Source organism: Pontibacter sp. JAM-7 (assembly GCF_048548695.2).
Lineage (GTDB): Bacteria > Pseudomonadota > Gammaproteobacteria > Pseudomonadales > Balneatricaceae > Neptuniibacter.
The window spans coordinates 246,915-267,161 of sequence record NZ_JBLYIF020000003.1 but is presented as its reverse complement, the minus strand read 5'-3'; the positions used below and the strand labels follow the sequence as shown (position 1 = coordinate 267,161).

Annotated in this window: 16 protein-coding genes and 2 tRNA genes; 2 read left to right on the top strand and 16 right to left on the bottom strand. The window is 51.6% G+C overall.

The features are described 5' to 3' along the window. Window positions 1-10 precede the first annotated feature (10 nt). The 3 genes from ACFVYJ_RS05695 to ACFVYJ_RS05685 form a co-directional block, all read right to left on the bottom strand. Window positions 11-86 (bottom strand) — tRNA-Asn (locus ACFVYJ_RS05695). Window positions 87-112: 26 nt separating this feature from the next. Continuing rightward, window positions 113-200: transfer RNA gene (locus tag ACFVYJ_RS05690), tRNA-Ser, on the bottom strand. 186 nt (window positions 201-386) lie between these two features. Next, window positions 387-2,162 (bottom strand): acyl-CoA dehydrogenase, encoded by a 1,776-nt coding sequence (locus ACFVYJ_RS05685; RefSeq protein WP_419414074.1) that lies wholly within the window; start codon window positions 2,160-2,162, stop codon window positions 387-389. A 188-nt stretch (window positions 2,163-2,350) separates the two neighbouring features. Between ACFVYJ_RS05685 and ACFVYJ_RS05680 the strand changes: the two genes are divergently transcribed. Continuing rightward, the gene (locus ACFVYJ_RS05680; RefSeq protein WP_419414073.1) at window positions 2,351-3,193 is read left to right on the top strand and encodes a CvfB family protein; all 843 of its coding nucleotides are present in this window, start codon (window positions 2,351-2,353) and stop codon (window positions 3,191-3,193) included. On the opposite strand, the gene ACFVYJ_RS05675 is transcribed toward ACFVYJ_RS05680, so the two are convergent. From ACFVYJ_RS05675 to ACFVYJ_RS05655, 5 genes are all read right to left on the bottom strand, one after another. Continuing rightward, complete coding sequence (locus ACFVYJ_RS05675; RefSeq protein WP_419414072.1) at window positions 3,184-3,588, bottom strand: hypothetical protein; 405 nt, start codon at window positions 3,586-3,588, stop codon at window positions 3,184-3,186. The two genes, ACFVYJ_RS05680 and ACFVYJ_RS05675, sit on opposite strands and share 10 nt — an antisense overlap. A 61-nt stretch (window positions 3,589-3,649) precedes the next feature. Then, complete coding sequence (locus ACFVYJ_RS05670) at window positions 3,650-4,318, bottom strand: glutathione peroxidase (protein ID WP_419414071.1); 669 nt, start codon at window positions 4,316-4,318, stop codon at window positions 3,650-3,652. A gap of 201 nt (window positions 4,319-4,519) precedes the next feature. Further along, a complete protein-coding gene (locus tag ACFVYJ_RS05665) occupies window positions 4,520-6,784 on the bottom strand; it encodes a bifunctional diguanylate cyclase/phosphodiesterase (RefSeq protein ID WP_419414070.1) in 2,265 nt (754 codons plus the stop codon). A gap of 136 nt (window positions 6,785-6,920) precedes the next feature. Continuing rightward, the gene (locus ACFVYJ_RS05660) at window positions 6,921-7,955 is read right to left on the bottom strand and encodes a M14 family metallopeptidase (RefSeq protein ID WP_419414069.1); all 1,035 of its coding nucleotides are present in this window, start codon (window positions 7,953-7,955) and stop codon (window positions 6,921-6,923) included. Between the two features lie 11 nt (window positions 7,956-7,966). Then, the gene (locus ACFVYJ_RS05655) at window positions 7,967-9,448 is read right to left on the bottom strand and encodes a hypothetical protein (RefSeq protein ID WP_419414068.1); all 1,482 of its coding nucleotides are present in this window, start codon (window positions 9,446-9,448) and stop codon (window positions 7,967-7,969) included. A 238-nt stretch (window positions 9,449-9,686) separates the two neighbouring features. Here ACFVYJ_RS05655 and ACFVYJ_RS05650 point away from each other — a divergent pair, with 238 nt between their 5' ends. Further along, window positions 9,687-10,853 carry a PilT/PilU family type 4a pilus ATPase gene (locus ACFVYJ_RS05650; protein WP_419414067.1) on the top strand — a complete coding sequence of 389 codons (1,167 nt, stop codon included), beginning with the start codon at window positions 9,687-9,689 and terminating at the stop codon, window positions 10,851-10,853. A gap of 88 nt (window positions 10,854-10,941) precedes the next feature. Here ACFVYJ_RS05650 and ACFVYJ_RS05645 read toward each other — a convergent pair whose 3' ends face one another. From ACFVYJ_RS05645 to flgG, 8 genes are all read right to left on the bottom strand, one after another. Beyond that, the gene (locus ACFVYJ_RS05645) at window positions 10,942-11,514 is read right to left on the bottom strand and encodes a Tll0287-like domain-containing protein (RefSeq protein WP_419414066.1); all 573 of its coding nucleotides are present in this window, start codon (window positions 11,512-11,514) and stop codon (window positions 10,942-10,944) included. A gap of 67 nt (window positions 11,515-11,581) precedes the next feature. Next, window positions 11,582-13,231 carry an AMP-binding protein gene (locus tag ACFVYJ_RS05640; RefSeq protein WP_419414065.1) on the bottom strand — a complete coding sequence of 550 codons (1,650 nt, stop codon included), beginning with the start codon at window positions 13,229-13,231 and terminating at the stop codon, window positions 11,582-11,584. 121 nt (window positions 13,232-13,352) lie between these two features. Next, window positions 13,353-14,576 carry a flagellar hook-associated protein FlgL gene (gene flgL, locus ACFVYJ_RS05635; protein ID WP_419414064.1) on the bottom strand — a complete coding sequence of 408 codons (1,224 nt, stop codon included), beginning with the start codon at window positions 14,574-14,576 and terminating at the stop codon, window positions 13,353-13,355. Window positions 14,577-14,586: 10 nt separating this feature from the next. After that, window positions 14,587-16,560 (bottom strand): flagellar hook-associated protein FlgK, encoded by a 1,974-nt coding sequence (gene flgK, locus ACFVYJ_RS05630; protein WP_419414063.1) that lies wholly within the window; start codon window positions 16,558-16,560, stop codon window positions 14,587-14,589. A gap of 83 nt (window positions 16,561-16,643) precedes the next feature. After that, the gene (flgJ, locus tag ACFVYJ_RS05625) at window positions 16,644-17,660 is read right to left on the bottom strand and encodes a flagellar assembly peptidoglycan hydrolase FlgJ (RefSeq protein WP_419414062.1); all 1,017 of its coding nucleotides are present in this window, start codon (window positions 17,658-17,660) and stop codon (window positions 16,644-16,646) included. Further along, window positions 17,660-18,748 carry a flagellar basal body P-ring protein FlgI gene (locus tag ACFVYJ_RS05620; RefSeq protein ID WP_419414061.1) on the bottom strand — a complete coding sequence of 363 codons (1,089 nt, stop codon included), beginning with the start codon at window positions 18,746-18,748 and terminating at the stop codon, window positions 17,660-17,662. The genes flgJ and ACFVYJ_RS05620 overlap by 1 nt, the downstream gene beginning before the upstream one ends. 11 nt (window positions 18,749-18,759) lie before the next feature. Continuing rightward, the gene (gene flgH, locus ACFVYJ_RS05615) at window positions 18,760-19,437 is read right to left on the bottom strand and encodes a flagellar basal body L-ring protein FlgH (protein WP_419414060.1); all 678 of its coding nucleotides are present in this window, start codon (window positions 19,435-19,437) and stop codon (window positions 18,760-18,762) included. Window positions 19,438-19,458: 21 nt separating this feature from the next. Next, a complete protein-coding gene (gene flgG / locus ACFVYJ_RS05610) occupies window positions 19,459-20,244 on the bottom strand; it encodes a flagellar basal-body rod protein FlgG (protein ID WP_419414059.1) in 786 nt (261 codons plus the stop codon). Between the last annotated feature and the right edge of the window lie 3 nt (window positions 20,245-20,247).

Genomic DNA, 20,247 nt, shown 5'->3' with positions numbered 1-20,247 from the left:
CCACTTTAAGTGGCTCCCCGAGCTGGACTCGAACCAGCGACCAATAGATTAACAGTCTACTGCTCTACCAACTGAGCTATCGGGGAACTGCTTGTTTCATCCTTGGCTTTAATGGCGGAGGGACAGGGATTCGAACCCTGGGGCCCTCTCGGACCGCTGGTTTTCAAGACCAGTGCTTTCGACCACTCAGCCATCCCTCCGCAACAAAGGATGGGCGCGTATGTTACCCGAATGAGCTTGAGTGTCAACTGATTAGGAAGGGTTTTTAAGAAAAATCGGCAGCACCTTTGCAGCACTGTTTCCCTTGCAGCCTTGATCCAGAAAACAGCCTAAAATTCAACATCTTTCAGCGGTTAAAAAACAATCAAACCGTGGATAACAAGCACTTAAAAAGCGTTCTCATCCATTGCCATCAGGGTATCCGAACCCGCTTCAATAGCACGACGCAATACGCCCGTTCTGGGCAACAGCTGTTCGGCAAAAAAACGGCTGCATAACCGTTTGCTGTGCAGGAATGCAGGATCCTCGGCCTGCATTCTAGTGTCATCCAGTGTCAACACAGCTGAGCGGGTCATTAACCAACCACCACACAGATAACCCAACAGCATCATCAAATGATGACTGACCGCACCCGCGGCATGCGGATCACTGGGCGCATGTTGCGCCAACCAGATCAGTGACTGTTGTGCATCCTGCAACGCCTGCTGCATGGCTGCCACCTCGGTAGGCAGCTGTTTGGAATCAACCTGCTGCAGGTCGTGATGAATCTCCGCCATCAGGGCTTTTACTGAGGCACCCTGGTCCAGCAGGATTTTCCTGCCCACCAGGTCCAGTGCCTGAATACCACTGGTACCTTCATATATCGTCAGAATTCGCGCATCCCTGAAATGCTGGGCAATGCCGGTTTCCTCGATATACCCCATGCCACCATGCACCTGCAAAGCCAGCGATGTCAGCTCCTGCGCCATTTCAGTCAGCCAGCCTTTGATAATGGGAGTATACAGATCCGAACGAGCCTGGTGCTGCGCCCGACTGGCAGCATCCTGAGCCAGTTCACCCCGGTCAGTTTCTGCTCTGGCCACGTAAGCCAGTGCTCGCATTGCTTGCAAGCTGGCTTTGATATGCAACAGCATCCGGCGTACATCAGGATGATGAGTAATCGTTACCCGACTGCCATCGTCCAGCGTGCCCTGCACACGTTCTTTGGCATAAGCCACTGCTTGCTGGTAAGCCCGCTCTGCAATAGCCAGACCTTGTAGCCCAACCGCCTGACGGGCATCATTCATCATAGTGAACATATATTTCAGACCGGCATGAGGTTCACCAATCAGATAACCGACAGCCCCCTCCTGATCGCCATACTGCATGACACAGGTAGGGCTACCATGAATACCCAACTTATGTTCCAGCGCCAGCACCTGCACGTTATTGGACCCACTGGCCAGCTGGTCGCCCTGTGGCAGGTATTTGGGTACCAGCAGCATAGAGATCCCTTTTACCCCCGGTGGAGCATCCGGCAAACGCGCCAACACCAGATGCAGAATATTTTCCGCCATTTGATGGTCACCCCAGGTGATAAATATTTTCTGACCAAATACGCGATAATGATCACCCTCAGGTATCGCTCTGGTTTTTATCGCAGCCAGGTCCGTACCAGCATCGGCTTCAGTCAGATTCATGGTGCCGGTCCACTCGCCACTGACCAGTTTCGGCAAGTACTGCTGCTGCATATCTTCAGAGGCATGCTGTAACAGCGCAGAGACCGCCCCCTGAGCCAACAACGGGCAGAGCGCCCAGGACAAGTTGGCAGACTGCCACACTTCATTCACCGCAACCGCCAACGCATGGGGCAAACCCTGGCCGCCAAAGGACTCAGGCGCAGCCATAGCCGCCCAGCCACTGTCGACATACTGCTGATAAGCTTCCGCAAAACCCGGTGTCTGCTGCACCTGCCCCTGGACCAATGTGGCCGGTTGCTGATCGCCCTGCTGATTCAACGGGGCCAACACATCCTGGCCCAGTTTGGCGGCTTCCTGCAGCACGCTGGCCGCCAGACCCTCGGCCATCTCCCCAAGCCCTGCCTGTTTGCAGATCAATTCCACATCAACCAGATGGTGCAAGACAAAAAGTGCATCCTGTTCGGGAAAACGATAATCACTCATGGCACACGCTCCAAAGGCACTTTAATTAAGCCTTACTCAGTGCCGCGCGGCGGCCAATGGCAATATCGACCAAGATTGCTGACAAAACCGGCCAAGATTGCGGTTTTACTTTCTTCCTTGCGGTGCGGCAGGGATAATAGGCAAACAGGGCAGATATGCGCCCATAAAGGTTTAAACAGGATATTTGCATGGCATCACTGGGTCGATTCAACACATTACGGGTGAGCAAAGTTAAGGACTTTGGCGTCTATCTGAAAGCGGGTGAACTTGGCGAAATACTGCTGCCCAGAAGTCAGTGCCCGGATAACCTGGATATTGGCGATAGTGTGCGGGTATTTGTTTATCTCGACAGTGATGACTACCTCATTGCCACCACTCAGCGACCACTGGCCTGTGTTGGCGACTTTGCCATGCTGCGTGTGGCAGAGGTCAACGATACCGGCGCATTTATGGACTGGGGTCTCTCCAAGCAGCTACTGGTACCCTATAGCGAGCAGAAACCCCGGCCACTGACCGTTGGTAAGCGTTACCTGGTACATCTGTATATAGATTCTGCCAGTGAGCGCATTGTCGGTACCACTAAAATTGACCGTTTCATCGACAAAACCCCGGTTGACTACAAGGTAGGTGATGCGGTGGATCTGGTGATCGCGAACCGCACCGAATTGGGTCAAAAAGCCATAATCAACCAGCAGCACTGGGGGTTGATATTTCACAGCGACATGCTGCAAACCCTATACCCCGGGCAACGTACCCAGGGCTATATCAAAGAGCTACGGGATGACGGCAAGATCAATCTGAGCCTGCAAAAACCGGGTTACAGTCGGGTAGTGGATACCACTGAGAAAATCCTCGAAATGCTTGAAGAACAAGAGGGCTATCTGCCGGTACACGACAAGTCATCACCAGAAACCCTGTTCCAACTATTTGGCATCAGTAAAAAAGCCTTCAAAATGGCTGTAGGAGCACTGCTAAAGCAGGGCAAAATCGAGTTGTGCCAGGGAGGCATCAGGCTGCGGGATCAGGACTGACCAGGCGATAAACGTCGCTCAAGCACCCGTGCAATGACTGTCATCACCACTCCACCCAGTAACACGAACGCTCCGCCCACTGTCCATGGCCGGATGACCGATTGGCCCGGTTCGAGCATAAATGCCAACAGAAATAAGGGCTGTGCCAGCAAAATCAGACTGGAACCCCAGGCCTGGCACTTTCTGCCCACTACATCTCGACAGACCTGCCAGTAAAAGCCCAATAACAGATTCATGCTACCCACCATAAACAGGTAAAGATGAGATGCCCGATACATCATGCGTTCACTGTCGAGTGTGCCATCAAATGGCGGTAGAATTACCCGCAAGTAGGCACCACTTGCCAGAAACAGCAACACCATCAACGCACCGGAAAAACCATGTAATTTTTGCATAGGTTGACCACCATTTTGTTGCATCAAAAAAACGGCCGCACCCCTGCGCCCGTATAGTGCATCAAAAATTGGCGCACCACTGTTCGAGCTCGTCAGCACCGCCAATAAGCTTGCCATCAATAAAAACCTGTGGTGTGGTGCCCTGCCCAGAAATCGCCTGCAAGCTGCTAAAACTGACGCCATCGCGACCCAGTACCACCTCTTCGAACTTCATGCCTTTACTCAGTAACAACTGTTTTGCCCGGGTACAGTGGCCACAGCCAGGTTTGCTCAACATAGTCACCCGTGCCGGCAATGGCGCCTGCGGGTTAATATGATGCAGCATAGTATCGGCATCAGACACCAAAAACGGATCGCCCGGCAACTCCGCTTCGATAAACATTTTCTCAATCACGCCATCTCGCACCAGCATAGAGTAACGCCAGCTCCGCTTGCCAAGTCCGAGTTGCGCTTTATCCACCAGCATGCCCATACCAGCAGAAAAATCACCATTACCGTCAGGGATCATACGGATATGCTCAGCTTTCTGATCATCTGCCCAGGCATTCATGACAAAAGCATCATTGACGGAAAGACAGATAATCTCATCTACTCCGTTCGCTTTGAGGACAGGTGCCAGTTCATTATAACGGGGCAAGTGGGTGCTGGAGCAGGTCGGCGTGAAAGCCCCAGGCAGTGCAAACAACACAACATTTTTGCCTGTGAAGAGATCATCGGTACTGATGATCAACCCAGTTATTACCTTCACGGATATGAAAAATTACCTGTGGTACGGATTGGCCTTCGCGATTCGCTAACATGCATCTGTCTCCTGTCACATAGAGGTCTGGGGAATGACCTCGCTATCAATACGAGACAGAAGCGTAACGGGAATATCCTGATAATTAAAATAAAACAAACGAAGCTATTTAATAGTCAAAAACTATATAAATTAAGTGATGCTGGCGATATGTACGTTCTGCCGCGAGCGACAAAAATCGACAAATTCATCCAGTGGCATCGGTCGGCCCAAGAGATACCCTTGCATGTAATCACACCCAAGCGCGGTTAACAGCGCCTGTTGCTGCATGGTTTCGACCCCTTCTGCCACCACAGCAATACCCAGCGTCTGGCCCATCTTAATAATGACTTCAGTGAGGGTGCGCAGCTGTGGATCTTGCAATATGCCGGATACGAAGCTGCGGTCAATTTTAAGGAAATCCATCGGATAATCCCGTAGGTAACTCAAGGATGAATAACCAGTACCAAAGTCATCTATCGCGATAGCTACCCCTTTATTTCGCAGATTACCGATAATTTCACGTTGCAGCTGCTTATCATCCATGAGCAGAGATTCGGTAATTTCAAAAATAAGATCGCCATTGTTCATCCGGTTTTTTTCCAGCAGATCAAGCCAGTGCTGCTCGCAATCCCGACCATAAAATTCCGCCGGGGAGCGGTTGACTGAGATACTGACTCCGACCCCTTGTTCCTGCAAAATCTGATAGTGCTGACAAACCTGTTCCAACACCCAATCACCCAGATTTCGGATCGCACCGGTTTGCTCGGCCACGGGAATAAATTCTGCGGGAGAGATAAAGCCTTTCTCCGGGTGATGCCAACGCACCAGCGCTTCACACTTCTGCACATTCCCCGATCTCAGATGCTGAATCGGTTGGTAATAAAGCTCAAACTGATCAGTACGGATACCTTCCAGGATTTCATTGTGCAGTTGGAGATGTCGGCTGACTTCCAGGCTTATCTCTTCGTTAAAGAAAGCAATCCTGCTCCGCCCGGCACGTTTAGCCTCATCTTTGGCACGGTTAGCGTTCAGCATCAAGGTCTCTTCATTGTCACCATCCAGTGGGAACATGGAGATACCCAGGCAGACAGTGATGGAGAACTGCTGATCATCCATATCAAAGGGTTCCATCAACTCATGCTGCAGATTCTCTGCCAGACTTTCCGCCTGAGCTGGCGTGTCAATATCCCGCAAGACCATAATGAATTCATCACCACCAACCCTTGCGACCAGGTCATCTGCTCTGACATTGCGACTCATACGACGGGAAAAACTCCGTAACAGGCGGTCACCCATGGTATGACCCCAGTTGTCATTCACCTCATGAAAGAAATCCAAGTCGATTAAGAAAACTGCAAATCCAGAATTTTGCTTACGGTGCTCTTCCAGCAGCTTAGTAAAACGGATATTGAAATAACGGCGGTTCGGCAGGCCAGTAAGGCCATCAAAATTAGCCCAAAAACTGGCATTTTCTACCGCCCGTAAGCGTTCCCGATAATTGGCACTGATCAAGTAAGCCGAGACCCCGGCAAGCAGGCTCAACAGTCCCGCAATCAACCACCAATAATGCGTTTTCTGCTGAGCCAGAACCCAGCCTTCACGGGGTACAGCCGCCAATTGCCAGCGCTCATTCGGCAACACCACATCCACAGTTGCGGCTTCAGGGGTGAAGGTAGCTGCATCACCCAGCATAATATCGGCAGACTGGTTATCCTGTTGACGATGACGCAGGGCAACATTCATCCCCCATAAATAGGTGTCTAATCCGGCCGCTTCCAACAATGTTTCAACGTTCAGCACTACTGCTACGACACCCCAGAGCTGAGACTTATTGTCTCCAGAATAGACTGGAATTCGACCGATAAATTTACGCCCGCCCTGTACCAGGTTAATTGGCCCGGTCAGGGTAATATCATCAATATAAATTGACTCCATGACCCCTTTCAGCTGCTCTGGCTGAGTACGATAATCCAAGCCAATGGCAGCCTCATTGCCTTTACGCGGATAGACGTCTTTGATCACCAGCCCTGGGGCTAATGCAACGTGGCTGATAGCGGGGTAATAGAAGAGGTATTCGGTCACCAGGCGAGAAAATTCCTGATGGGTAATATCGGGATTGATACTGATCTCCGCGCGTAACCCACGCAGCACAACAAGGTTAGTATTCACTTCACCTTCCAGGCGAGCCCCCAATGTCAACAAGTTGACATAGGCCTGGTTTTTTTCCGTCTCAATCCGGTGCTCAATTTCAGTATGCACCACCATTGCAGCCACCAGAAAAACCGTCAGTGTGACAGCTAAACCGATTGCCAGTGGCCAGTTTGTCAGTTGTCTCAGCCAATGTTGAATATACAGGGAAACGACTGAAAATCGCCTGAACCGAGGGGTGTGTCCCACCGTGTTCATTTTTTGCATACTCCCCCCGAAAAACAACACGTTACAATGCATATAGCATCGGCCGAAAGCTCAACTCCTTGATCTAAAACTCACTGACAAATACATCTGTCATGTTTGTTGCGGCCTCTGATGTAAGGCACAGGAATTCTCAATGTCATGTATACAGCATTTCGTGCTCGCTCTCCATGGCGGCATACAAAAGACAATCCGAAATCGCAATCTCCGGTCGGGTAGTAATCATAAAGAGTTTAATTGCGCGTCGTGTCAGTAACTGGTTACCGGTGATACAAAAAAACTGATCAAACACATCTTCACCGATAGCATTACACACACGCATTGCCTTGCGGCGCTCTTGTCCCAGCCAGCCAATCAGGGTCCCGGCGTCGACAGTTTCAAAGTTATAACGATCAAGGTCTGGTGGAATCGTCAGGTCAGTCCCTAAAACATACCGGTCAGCATAGGCAATAGCCGCATCTCCGTTTAGTTCAAGCCGCACCGGATGATGGTACAGGTCCATCTGACGGCCCGCTGCCAGCTGCAATACATTATCCTGCGTCAGATAACGATGTACGCCCATACGTGCTATCTGATCTGCAGCAGCATCTCCGGCACCGCCACACTCCACTGTAACCACCGGACAGTGCTGAGTACTGGTCTCCATCAAGGCCCCCAAGCGTAAATCTGTCACAATCAAACGCTGGGAGAACAGCGACACCAATGCTTCATGCGCCATATCCTGTAACGTCACCACGCCAAAGTCAGGACTGTGGCCAGACGTATTGTGCATATCAATCACACATTCCGGCGAAAACTCGGAAAAAAGTGCCAGGATCTCTTCTGCTAATAAGCCAGGAGCATCGTTGTAGGGCGGCAAGAAACAGCGATTCATATCCCTTTGGCCAACAGAAGTGCGGTGGGTAAATAGGGGCTCAGTCAACGCCGCAGCCACCGAGGGTATAAAACACACCAAATTACAGATCGGCGTGTGCTGCTGAAGCAACCAATGATGCAACGCCCTCAAACCTGAGGGTTCGTTACCATGTAACAGGGTCACCAAGCCGCGGCAGCGATCTGTTTGCTGGCCTTCAACAAACACCATCACTGGCCCAGCCATCTGGCGCAGAAATTGTTCCGGGCTGGCCGTTAGTTGCTCTAACGTTGGATTGATCAGTTTGCGCATTGTTAGCATCGCTCCCTCCGCTATCGCCATTGTGCCACAGGCCGATTCTCCTCCAGATGCTGCCGGTAGTGTTGCACCATCTGCACCAATGCCGCATGAGGCTGAAGTTTGCGGCATAACCGGTGGTACTCACGCCGTTGCCAGATAGCACCGTTTATACCCTGATCAAGGCGGGACTCAATGACCGATAAATAACTATCAATTTCACTGTTTTCCACTCCCAACTGCACTAACCCCTGTTTAGCCACAGGCAATAAGCTGCGGGCGATATCCGTTACCGGCTGTTTCAATAAACCCTGTGATTGTTGCGGATGAGGCCACATCAACTCTGCCGTCAGCCCTTTTTGCCCAGCCGCTTCAAAATTGCTGCGCAAGGTGCCAAACGGGAGTGCGGGTATATATTCATTGATCTGACTCTGCAGACCAACGGCCAGGCCGATATACATCGCCGCATTGGCAGCCATATCTATGGCTGATGGGCCCGCCGGCAAGGAGCGTATTTCGACCCGCAGATGCCCCCCCTGAGCCGGATCATAAACCACCCGATTCCAAGGCCAGACCGTACCAGCATGCAGGCGCAGTTCATCCAATGCAGGCAAACCACCCGCCGCTGCCACCGCCAGACTGTTTTCTTCGCTTGATACTGGCAACAGCGGTGCATGCAGATGCACCATCTCAGCAAACAGTTCGTAAGCGCCCTCACGCACCCAGCCGCTACCAAAATCGACCCGGGAAGGCACAGCCCGCTGGCACTCTTCTGCGCTGCGTCCGTCTATGGCCTGCTGGAACAACGGTATCCGGGTCTCGTGCCAAAGCTTATGTTCCAACATAAAAGGTGAGTTAGCCGCCAGCGCCACCATTAATGGTGTCACCAGTTGCAGAGCATTAAACAGGTCTGCAAATTGCGCCGGCGTCACGCGAAAATGCAGTTGAAATGAGGTATTTGCGCCTTCTAAGGTAACATCTCTGGCACGCAGTGAAAGCGGCTCATCCCCCTCAATCTGAATACAGAAAAGACTGCCTCGCTTATCTGCCAGTGCCCGAGACAGAGCACTAAAACGTTGCTCATCGGTCATGGCATGGAGGCCAAAATCACTGCGTTTTAGCGTGGGCAAGATCCCGATCGGCAACACGTAACCCTGTTCAGGCAGCAGTAACTCATTCAGATGCGCCATGGACAGCTGCATCTCCTGTTCCAGCAAACTGAAGGGCCGTCCGGCAGCCAATACCGGTGTCAGGTTATACTCCAGATTAAACTGGTTCAGCTCCAAGGCCAGTTGCGGATCACCGCTACGTTCAAGTATTGTTTTATTGATCGACAATGGGCGTGCCTGCCGGTCAACCAGATACATCTCCAATTCAGCACCGATGGAAGGAGGCGCTACGCCAAAACCGGGGCGCTGCAACAATTGTTTAAGGCTTTGCAGGTTATCCAGCAATCTGGCCCGAAAGCATTCAAACTCCTCATCGGTAAAGCTGGCAGTGGTGATTTGCTGACCCATACGGTGAAACCCTCTGCGACCATCACTGTATAAGCGTAGCCTGATTCTGTTATCACACCCAATGGGCTCAAGCTTCGCCGACTCCACCCGATATACAACTAGGTTTTTTTGCTACTGCACTAAACTGCGGTAAAGTATTTACTTCGGGACTCACCCCAGTCCATCCACCGCTGCCGGGTTACGCCTTTTATGGGCTGTATTGTTTAACTTACCCCGCTCCGACAAAGGAAATAAACACATGCAGTTTCGGGACTACCTGACTCTTCTGGCGACACGTGACGGTTCTGATCTATACCTTTCCACGGGTGCACCGCCCTGCGCTAAATTTCAGGGCAAACTGACACCCCTGAGCAAAGAACCCTACAAACCGGACGAGATAGAGCAGGTTGCCCGCAGCCTGATGGATGAACAGCAGCAAGTTGCATTTGAAGAAGAGCTGGAGATGAATCTGGCGTACTCTATTCCTCAGGTCGGCCGGTTTCGCATTAACATCTTCAAGCAGCGTAACCAATACGCCATCGTTGCCAGGAATATCAAAACCGATATCCCGAAGATGGAAGACTTAGGCCTGCCGCCGGTGCTGAAAGATATCATCATGGAAAAGCGCGGCCTGGTACTGTTTGTGGGTGCTACCGGCTCGGGTAAATCCACCTCTCTTGCCGCCCTGATAGATCACCGTAACCGTAACAGTGGCGGCCATATCATCACCATCGAGGATCCGGTGGAGTATGTACATAATCATCGCAAATCACTGATCAATCAGCGCGAAGTCGGTGTTGATACGCGAAACTTCCACAATGCGCTGAAAAACGCCCTGCGCCAAGCGCCCGATGTCATTCTGATTGGTGAGATCCGTGACCAGGAAACCATGGAGCACTGCCTGGCATTTGCAGAGACCGGTCACCTGGCCATCTCGACACTGCATGCCAACAATGCTAACCAGGCACTGGACCGTATCATTAATTTTTTCCCGCAGGACAGGCACAAGCAAGTACTGCAAGATCTGGCGCTGAATATCAAATGTATTGTTTCTCAGCGACTGATACCCACGCTGGACGGTAAACGCTGCGCGGCAATCGAAATCCTGCTAGGCACCTCCACCGTGCAGGAAAAGATTATGAAAGGCGATATTAAAGGCCTGAAAGAGATCATGGCTGGCGGTGAGACTTCAGGCATGCAAACCTTCGATGATTCGTTGTTTGAGCTCTATGAAACAGGCAAGATTTCACAGGAGCAGGCCATCATCAATGCTGACTCAGCTAATAACATGCGTCTGCGGATGAACCTGACTGGCAGTGCAGATGAGGCTACGGCTGATACCGAGACCCCTCAGCCGGAACCCGCAGCCAGCGTAGATGAAGACAACCCTCTCGCCGGCATCCAATTGCTGGATGACGATGAGTAACATCCCCAGCTAAGTCTAACGCCCAGCGGCAGTGCCTGCTTGTTTATACAAGGCCCTGTTCGCTGGGACGCTGTACCAAACCATAGCGTTATAGGGTTTTGCGTACACTAAAGGCCCCGCGCAAATCACCCACAGCAAAACCTCGTGCCTGATCCTGCGGGTACAGCGTTTCCAAGGTATTCTGCACTTCCTGTTTTACCTCGCTACCATGACAGGCAAGGCATTTCTCACCAATCGGAATAGCCTTCATCATGCGGTACACCCGACGCCCATCGTCCTCTACCAACACTTCAGCGTACGCCAGAGTCATCAGATCAGCACCCGCGGCGGCTTGTATCTGAAAATCCTGTAATACCTTAAGCTCCCAGCTATCGGGGGCATTATCAGGATTGCGCAATTTCAGGCTGGTACGACCGACTCGCCATTCAGATCCCTCGGTCACCGCATGCGTGAGCGGCTGTGCTTTGAGATTGCAGACGTGAAGACCGGCCGCCAGGCCACCCGTGCTGATCGCCTGCTGCAGCTCAGCCGAAAGATTGGCAGCGAGAGATTGAATCAGGACTTTAGCTTCACTCTGCAAGGTTGGCATATCCACGGGTTGCGGCTCAGCCATGACCACACCGCTAAGACACAAAGCACCGACGAACCAAGTTGATTTCATAATAGTGATCCCCAAAGACAGACAATAAGAAGCATTATACATATAATATTAGATAGAACTAATGTATCTATGTCGCCCTTAACGCCCGCCGCAACACTTTCCCCACCGGGGTTTTAGGTAGGTCATCAAAAAAATCCACTTGTTTGGGGACTTTATAGGCTGCCAATTTGGCGCGGCACCACTTAGTCAAGGCGGCAGCATCCAGCGCAGGATTCTTACTGACAACACAAAGCCGTACCACCTCACCACAGGTTTCATCCGGCATGCCCACCACAGCACATTCGAGCACATCAGGATGTGAGGCAACCACATCCTCCACCTCACTGGGGTAAACATTAAAACCAGAGACGATAATCAGATCTTTCGCACGATCCAGCAAATGCAGGTAGCCGTCTTCATCGCATCGACCAATATCACCGGTGATCAGGAATCCATCCGCAGTAAAGGCATCCTCCGTCGCCTGTGGCTGCTGCCAGTAACCTGACATTACCTGCGGCCCTTTGATGCATAACATGCCAGCATCCCCGGACGAGACAGGCTGTCCATCATGACCCAGCAAATGCCATTCGGTATAAGGCAGCGCCTTACCGATACTGCCAATTCGTGGCGCATCCGGGGGATTGAGGCTGACCACCGGAGATGCCTCTGACAAACCATAACCCTCTACAATCTGACAGCCGGTAATAGCCTGCCACTGCTGCGCCGCCTTATGCGTTAATGCCATCCCGCCGGAAATCGTCAGCACTAACCGACTAAAATCGAGTCCTGCAAATTCGGGTTGATTACATAGGCCGACAAACAACGTATTGAGCCCGAGGAAACTGGTAACCTGATGTTGGCCAAGTACTTTAAGCAGACTGGAGAGGTCCCGCGGATTAGGAATTAATACATTATGCCCCCCCTGCAATAACACCAACTGCGAACAGGTAAAAGCGTAGATGTGGTAAAGCGGCAAGGGAGACATCACTGTATCCGGCCAATGATTGGCTGCGGACTCTAGCGCCTTTTGCACCTGTAAGATATTCGCCAACAAATTAGCATGATTCAGAACAGCGCCCTTGGCCACGCCAGTAGTGCCACCTGTGTACTGTAATACCGCCATATCCTGATGCTGCAAAGTAACAGGCGATGGCTGGCTGCCACAGTGCCGATTCAGACAGTCCCGCAGCTCGACGGCTTGAGGCAGATCATAGGCCGGTTGCATATGTTTCAGGTATTTCACTGCGCCATTGATCAAAGTCCTCTTCAGGAAGCCATGCAGATCCCCCACCTGCGTCAGAACCAGATGACGTAAATGGGTCTGAGAAAAAATCCCCTCCACCTGATAAGCCATGCTTTTTAGAATCACCAAGGCAACAGCACCACTGTCTTTAAACTGGTGCAGCATTTCATCGGCGGTATACAGCGGGTTAGTGTTCACCACCACTAAACCGGCACGCAAGGCCCCAAACAACACAATGGGGTATTGGATAATATTCGGGAGCTGGATGGCAATTCGATCACCCGGCTGCAAGTCTGTTTCCTGTTGCAGGTAGCAAGCAAATGCCGCCGAAAGTTGATCCAGCTCGCGATAGCTAAGGCAGCGACCAAGACTGGTATAGGCGGGACGATCAGCATAGGTGGCGGTAGCAAATTCCAGCAGATCGACCAGGGTTTGCAGGTCCCGCGAGTTTAACGCTTCCGGAATCGGACTCTGTGCCGAACAGGGTGCAGCCATACTCTACTCCGCTGAATTATAATTATGCGGTCAGTATGGCACAGCCCGAAAAGATTTCACTGAATCGGACAAATACCCAGCGATAACAATATCTTATACAGCAACCTAAATAATAAGCTGATTAATTCAGATAACTAAACAGATTTAGGCCCTGCACCTGAGCAAAACTGGCATAAGACGCTTCTAACACTGTTTTTTGCAGTTCAAAACGGCTGATCGCTTCGTTGTAATCCAAGTCTTCAAAAGAGGACAGCGCTTCCTTAGTGAAGATTTTGTATTCTTCATTAACATCGTACTGCTGCTCAAGCGCATTCAGGCGGCCACCAATACTGGCAATTGACTGGCCGTTTCGCTCTTCAATCTCACTCAGGTTGGATAAAACATTACTGATGCTCTGACTGAATGCAGCCCGACCGGCATCAGTCACTGTATCCGCGGTTTCCAATGCCGTTTTCAGGTCCAGTGCAGTATTCAGAATATTGTGCTGACTGAAAGCACCCAGCGTCACGGTGGTATCAGCTGCCACAGTGCCAATCGTAAGTACCACGCCGGCATCTGCGGTCAAATCAATACTACCGTCCGCGATATTACCGGTGGCAACCACTACCGGAGGGGTTTGACTATCGGTAACCGAATAGGTCCCCGCGCCCGTGTCAAAGCTGATTTGCAGTTCACCACGGCTTTGTACAAAACTATCTAGAAGATCCGGGTCCACCAGCTCTACATCGCTGACCTGGCTGCCGCTTTGCTGTAAATTGGGCACCACATAACCGGGGACTTTATTGATCTTCTCGAACACTTCAAAACCCGAATCGGTTGCTGCGATCTTAGTGTCCGGGCCGATCTGGATATAACGCTGGCCATCATCACCGTTAAATACATAGCGTTCAAGGGTCTCATCAAAGCTATACGCCTGAGTGAAACCCTTATGACCTGAGAATAAGTATTCGCCCTGCACATCTTTGGTATTCATCAGGCCCTCAAGCTCACTGAGAATCTGCCCAACCTCTGCCGCAATCCCCTTAAGCTCAGAGCTGGTAAGAATCGCACTATTACTCTGGATACTCAGTTCACGCAGGCGGATCGCCATATTGTTGACCTGGCTGATAGCATTCTCTTCCAGAGTCAGACGCCGTTCGGACACATCAATGTTCTTGCCAAACTGCTCGGTACGGGCAACCTCTTTCTTAAATTTTTGGATCTGTGCCGATGCTAGCGGATCATCTGACGGCTGCAACACCCGCTTACCCGTAGCAATTTGCTGCTGAGTTTTAAACAAGTCATTGTTAGCCTTGTTCAGGTTATCAATGTTATTGAGAAACACCTGTTGAGTAGAAATACGCATTTTCTAGCTCCTAAACACTTTGCAGCAGAGTATCAAAAATAGTCTGCGCTGCCCGAATCAACTGGGCGGATGCTTGATAGGCCTGCTGGAACTGAACCAGTTTAGCCGCTTCTTCATCCAGGTTAACACCGGAAATGCCGGCACGGGTTTCGCGGTTCACATCCAGTACCGACTTGCTGGACTGGCTGTTAAGCTGGGCAACCGCTGCCTGGGTACCAACCCGCTCCACTACCTGGCCATACTTATCCTGATAGGACGCCCCTGAAATGGATTTACTAAACTGCAGATCTGACATCAGCAGCGAATTACGGTTATCCGATACCCCACCGGTATTGAAATCCACAGTAAAACTGTCGCCTACCTTGGGCAGGTTGCGAATCACAATGTCATAACCCTGCAAACTGATGGGTTCTCCCGCCACATAGAGATCTGTTGTGGTATCACCTTCAGCATCCGTCAGGACATAAGAAAGTACACCGCTAGCGTCGGCGGTAAAACTCAGCTCGAGCGGTGGTGTCAGTTCACCCGGCGCAGTAGAAATATCGGCGAAATCTTTATCCGTAATGGCCACCGTCACCACTCCGGTACCGGTATTAGCCACGTGTTCAGATACCGCCAAGGGTGCAGCCAGTGCTAATTGCTGAGCACTGGAGATCACGGTATCGATCTCTGACGCAGCATTACGCACAGGCCGAATGAGAAATTTATCACCCACCACAAATGCAGGATTTGCATCAATATCCAGCGTAAAACCATCAATCCGCAGGCTTAGCTCACCAGTGGTACTGTCCAGACTAAACTGACCATCTTCTGTCGGTGGATCGGTGGGCGTCAGGGTAGACTGACTCCAGCGCATACCATCGCTCTCGCGGATCAGGGTAAAGCTGGAATCTGAATTGAAAATCAATTCATATTCGGTGGCCTGTAGCTGGCTGACATCATTAATGGTCACCCCACCTGTGGCGGTACTGGAATTGTCCCGTTCTGACAAAAACCGATTAGAACGGGCAGTAGCACTGTTAATGTCAGTAAACAGCAGTCCGCCAGCATTACCATCAAAATCCATACCTTTCTGATGTTGCTCATTCATACTGTCGGCAAACACCACGGCGATGCGACCCAGTTCATCCAGCGCACGATTTAACACATCGTCACGGTAATCCAGCATACCGCCGACCTGACCACCGCTAACCTGATTGGTAATATCACTGACTTTGCCATTAATACTGATACCAATATTTAGCTGACTGCTATCCGCAGGACTAAGCACTGTGGTCAATTCACTGACCCTCAAGCCCACCACCAGCGGTTGACCATTCCCAATAAACACACTGACTTCGCCACTCGGCTGATCCAAAGTGGTGAAGCTTATGTATTTGGACAACTCCTCAAGCTTGGCATCCCGTTTATCCAACAGCTCACTGGGTACAGAACCCGACGCCTGAGCAATACGGATATCATCATTCAGTTCAGCAATATTGGCGCTGATGGTATTAATCGCCGCAACAGTATTTTCCAGTCGGCCGTTGATCGTGTCATTCTGGCGCCGCACATTGGCATCCAGATCGTTAAAACGCTGTACCAGCGCTTCGGCCTGAGCAATAAACAGCTCCCGGTTAGGCAGGCTGACCGGATCATCTACTGCCGTTTGCAATGCACCAAAATAGTTATCCATCGCCGTGGAGATACTGGTGGCTTCACCCGCCATCAGGTTATCCAGTTCATTGGCAAAATTTTCAAATGTCAGCGAACTGTTATACCCGGCGCTATCCGACCAGATCTGACGACTGAGAAAAGCATCGGCTATCCGGTCGATGTCATTAATCGTAACACCGCTAATCCCCTCACGGGACTGGAAGACCGGACGCTGACGAGAGTAGCCCTCGGTATTGACGTTACTGATGTTCTGTCCGGTCACACTGAGTGCAGTCTGGTTGGCCTGCAGGCTCTGAGTGCCAAGATTTAATAGACCGAAGCTAGACATGATGAACTCCTGTTGAGGGGGACTCAGTGCAGGTCAAATAGGTCGCCATAATCAGTGAGTGAATAAGCCGCATCGGCTTGGCTTCAACCCTCTTTAGATGGCGGTGTTTGACCGGCCAGCACCTCTCCCTCAAAAATATTTTTCACTTTCTCTGCGTAGGCCGGATCTGTCGCGTATCCAGCTTCCTGCAGGCGTTCTATATACACATAAGGGTCTGCAGCACTCTCCAACGCCAATTGATAACGCGGACTGTTTTGCAAAAACTGTACGTAATCTCTAAAGCTTTCTTCATAACCGGCATAGCTGCGAAAGCGCGCCTGTTCTCGTACCGGCACACCATCACGGTATTCCAGCGTTGCCACTTGGGCTGTCTCACCCTGCCAGCCACGGCTCGCCTTGATATTGAACAGATTGTGACTGCTCTGTCCTTCACCACCGATGATGAAACGCCCCCAGCCGGTTTCCAGCGCTGACTGCGCCAACAGTACTCTTGGATCAACCCCCAGCTCTGCAGCAACGTCCTGCGCCATAGGCATCAGTGTCTGCACAAACTGCTCCGGCGATTCAAATCGCTGCAGTTCTGGCATGGCCGGCGAGGCAACGGTGGCCGGCTCAGTTAACGGTTCACTTCTGACACCTGGAGGCCGCTCGGTTTTCTGCGCCTGTTGCAACAACACTTCTGCTGCCATAGCGGCGGCACGATCCATCGCCTGATCGAGCTGACGGCTTTCAAGGTTGAACTCAAGCTCTCCCCCCTCACCTGACACCGACGTCTGACTGGATTGACTCAATTGGCGTACCAGTACATCCGCCAAACCAACGCCCTTGCCTTTGGCACTGGAGATCTCCATCGCCAGCTGATTATCAAACATGCCCTGGTAAAACTCTGTCTGGCTGCTGTTCATGAAGTTGCCTTCACCAAAGGCGGCATTCGCTTCACGCATAGAACGCAGCAACATATTCATAAACAGCTGTTCAAACTGTTCGGCCGCCAGCCGCAAACCTTCTTGTTTATCGGTCAGCGCCTTGCTTTTCAGCTTTTGTAGCTGCGCCAGATCGGTATACAGCTGAGGACTCTGGCCAGAGGTTGGTTTAACCATCAGATCACCACCAGTTCCGCTTGCAGGGCACCCGCTTGTTTCAGGGCCTCGAGAATCGCCATCAGGTCACCAGGAGCTGCGCCCACCTGATTCACTGCTTCAACAATCTGGCTCAGGCTGGCTCCCGGCGAAAACTCAAACATATGACCCGAACCTTCATCCACCTGAATTCCGGTACGTGGGGCAATCACAGTCTGACCGCCGCTTAGAGGGTCAGGCTGGTTTACTTCAGGGGTTTCAGTAATGGAAACGGTGAGCCCCCCATGCGTAATAGCCACCGGAGATACCTGTACGTTCTGGCCAATAATGATGGTGCCAGTACGGGAGTTGATCACCACCTTGGCAGCATCCTGGGCCTGTTCCACATTCAGGTTTTCCAACACCGATAGAAAACTGACACGCTGTGAAGGATCACGCGGCGCCCTTACCCGGATCGAGGTCGCATCCAACGACGCGGCCATATCAGGCCCCAGCAACTGATTAATCTGTTCGGCAACACGGCGAGAGGTGGTAAAGTCAGAGCGATGCAGGTTCAACATCAAGCTATCGCCTTGGGCAAAGCCACTGGGTACTGCACGCTCCACTGTGGCACCGCCAGGAATGCGGCCAACACTGGGCACATTTAGCGAAAGCCGGGAACCATCATCACCCTGCACACCAAAACCAGATACCACCAGGTTGCCCTGACCAATCGCATAAACCTGACCATCTGCACCTTTCAAAGGCGACATCAGCAGACTGCCGCCCCGCAGACTTTTAGCATCACCAATCGCCGAAACCGTGATATCAATGGTCTGGCCTGGCTTAGCAAAGGCTGGCAGATCGGCATGGATCGCCACCGCAGCAATATTTTTCGACTTCGGATTCACATTCGGCGGAATCGCCACACCAAAGTTATTCAACATGTTGCGGAAGGTCTGTGAGGTAAAGCTGGTTTTATCACCCGTTCCGTCCAGGCCGACCACCAGACCATAGCCCACCAGCTGGTTACTACGTACCCCGGCGACACTGGCCATATCCTTCAAACGCGTCGCTTCAGCTGACAGGCTGAGCAACATTGCACAGATCAAAACCATTGCACGTTTCATTGCACGTCTCCTCAGAATGGCCATAGGGCACCGACAAAGAAGCGCGACAACCAGCCCATTACATTGGTATCGTTGACCGCACCTGTTCCGCTGTAAGCGATGCGGGCATCCGCCAGTTTGGTTGAAGCAACAGTGTTATCCGAGCCGATGTCCTGCGGCCGTACCATGCCGCTGACCCGAATATATTCATCACCCTGATTCAGGGTTAGCCATTTTTCACCCCGCACCAGCAACACCCCGTTGGGTAACACTTCATGCACCGTGACACTGATGTTGCCACTCAGACTGTTGCTCATATCCGACTTGCCTTCGCCGTCAAACTCAGTGGTACTGGCCGGCAGATCGAAGCTCAACGGTTTACCCAGCACACTCACCCCGTTGCCAAAAGCAACGCCTTGTTCAAGAGAAACCGAGCTCTCTTTATCCAATTCAGTCTTGGCACTTTTCTGCGAGCTGGTCTGCTCCCGCAGCGTCACGGTGAGAATGTCCCCGACCCGATATGCCCGGCCATCACCATACAGATTCATACTGGTGGCAGCGCTGTATATGGAACCATCCATTGCCTGGACAGGTTGCATATCCTGCGGCGGGACAGGCGCATACACAGGGTTATCCGGCTTCACCTGCTTTTGCACGCAGCCGCTTAACACCAGCGAAGCACTTATCAGGAACCATACGAACCGTTTCATGCTGCTAAAACCTCTTATGCTTTAAAGCTGCTGTGATACAAACGAGAGCATTTCATCTGCGGTTGAAATGACCTTGGAATTCATTTCATAAGCCCGCTGAGTGGTAATCATATCCACCAGCTCTTCCACCGCATTAACATTGGAGCCTTCCAGGGTGCCCTGTTTTAAAATACCCGTGCCGTTTTCACCCGGATTACTGACCAGCGGCGCGCCACTGGAAGCGGACTCCTGATACAAATTTTGGCCCAGGGCCAACAACCCCTGCGGATTAACAAAGTCTGCCAGTTGCAGCTGACCAACTTCCGTCGGGGTTGGGTCCCCGGCTGTAGTCACCTGCACAATGCCATCAGTACTAACCGAAAAATTCACGACCTCTGCCGGCAGAGCAATCACCGGCTCCAACAGGTAACCTTCCGCTGTCACTAACTCATTGTCAGCATTCAGGTGCAACTGGCCGTTGCGGGTGTAGCCAATATCGCCGTTAGGCATGGATACCTGCAGAAAACCTCGGCCATTGATGGCAACATCAAACGCCTGATCGGTAATTTGCAGCTCACCGGTGTGAAACAGTTTTTGGGTCCCCACGGTACGCACACCTGAGCCTAGCTGCAGACCGGAGGGCAGTTGTGAGTCTTCCCCTGACTGTGCGCCGGGCTGACGGCGGATCTGATACATCAGATCTTCAAATACTGCCTTATCTTTTTTAAAGCCAACTGTTGCAACGTTGGCCAGGTTATTGGAGATCACCTTCAGGTTTGTGTCCTGAGCGCTCAATCCCGTTTTTGCTACATAGAGTGCACCGTGCATTTC

What these genes read in the sequence shown, in the direction of transcription:
- ACFVYJ_RS05685 (WP_419414074.1), bottom strand. Translation starts at nt 2,162, where the DNA reads ATGAGTGATTATCGTTTTCCCGAACAGGATGCACTTTTTGTCTTGCAC.
- ACFVYJ_RS05680 (WP_419414073.1), top strand. Translation starts at nt 2,351, where the DNA reads ATGGCATCACTGGGTCGATTCAACACATTACGGGTGAGCAAAGTTAAG.
- ACFVYJ_RS05675 (WP_419414072.1), bottom strand. Translation starts at nt 3,588, where the DNA reads ATGCAAAAATTACATGGTTTTTCCGGTGCGTTGATGGTGTTGCTGTTT.
- ACFVYJ_RS05665 (WP_419414070.1), bottom strand. Translation starts at nt 6,784, where the DNA reads ATGCAAAAAATGAACACGGTGGGACACACCCCTCGGTTCAGGCGATTT.
- ACFVYJ_RS05660 (WP_419414069.1), bottom strand. Translation starts at nt 7,955, where the DNA reads ATGCTAACAATGCGCAAACTGATCAATCCAACGTTAGAGCAACTAACG.
- ACFVYJ_RS05655 (WP_419414068.1), bottom strand. Translation starts at nt 9,448, where the DNA reads ATGGGTCAGCAAATCACCACTGCCAGCTTTACCGATGAGGAGTTTGAA.
- ACFVYJ_RS05650 (WP_419414067.1), top strand. Translation starts at nt 9,687, where the DNA reads ATGCAGTTTCGGGACTACCTGACTCTTCTGGCGACACGTGACGGTTCT.
- ACFVYJ_RS05645 (WP_419414066.1), bottom strand. Translation starts at nt 11,514, where the DNA reads ATGAAATCAACTTGGTTCGTCGGTGCTTTGTGTCTTAGCGGTGTGGTC.
- ACFVYJ_RS05640 (WP_419414065.1), bottom strand. Translation starts at nt 13,231, where the DNA reads ATGGCTGCACCCTGTTCGGCACAGAGTCCGATTCCGGAAGCGTTAAAC.
- flgL (WP_419414064.1), bottom strand. Translation starts at nt 14,576, where the DNA reads ATGCGTATTTCTACTCAACAGGTGTTTCTCAATAACATTGATAACCTG.
- flgK (WP_419414063.1), bottom strand. Translation starts at nt 16,560, where the DNA reads ATGTCTAGCTTCGGTCTATTAAATCTTGGCACTCAGAGCCTGCAGGCC.
- flgJ (WP_419414062.1), bottom strand. Translation starts at nt 17,660, where the DNA reads ATGGTTAAACCAACCTCTGGCCAGAGTCCTCAGCTGTATACCGATCTG.
- ACFVYJ_RS05620 (WP_419414061.1), bottom strand. Translation starts at nt 18,748, where the DNA reads ATGAAACGTGCAATGGTTTTGATCTGTGCAATGTTGCTCAGCCTGTCA.
- flgH (WP_419414060.1), bottom strand. Translation starts at nt 19,437, where the DNA reads ATGAAACGGTTCGTATGGTTCCTGATAAGTGCTTCGCTGGTGTTAAGC.
- flgG (WP_419414059.1), bottom strand. Translation starts at nt 20,244, where the DNA reads ATGCACGGTGCACTCTATGTAGCAAAAACGGGATTGAGCGCTCAGGAC.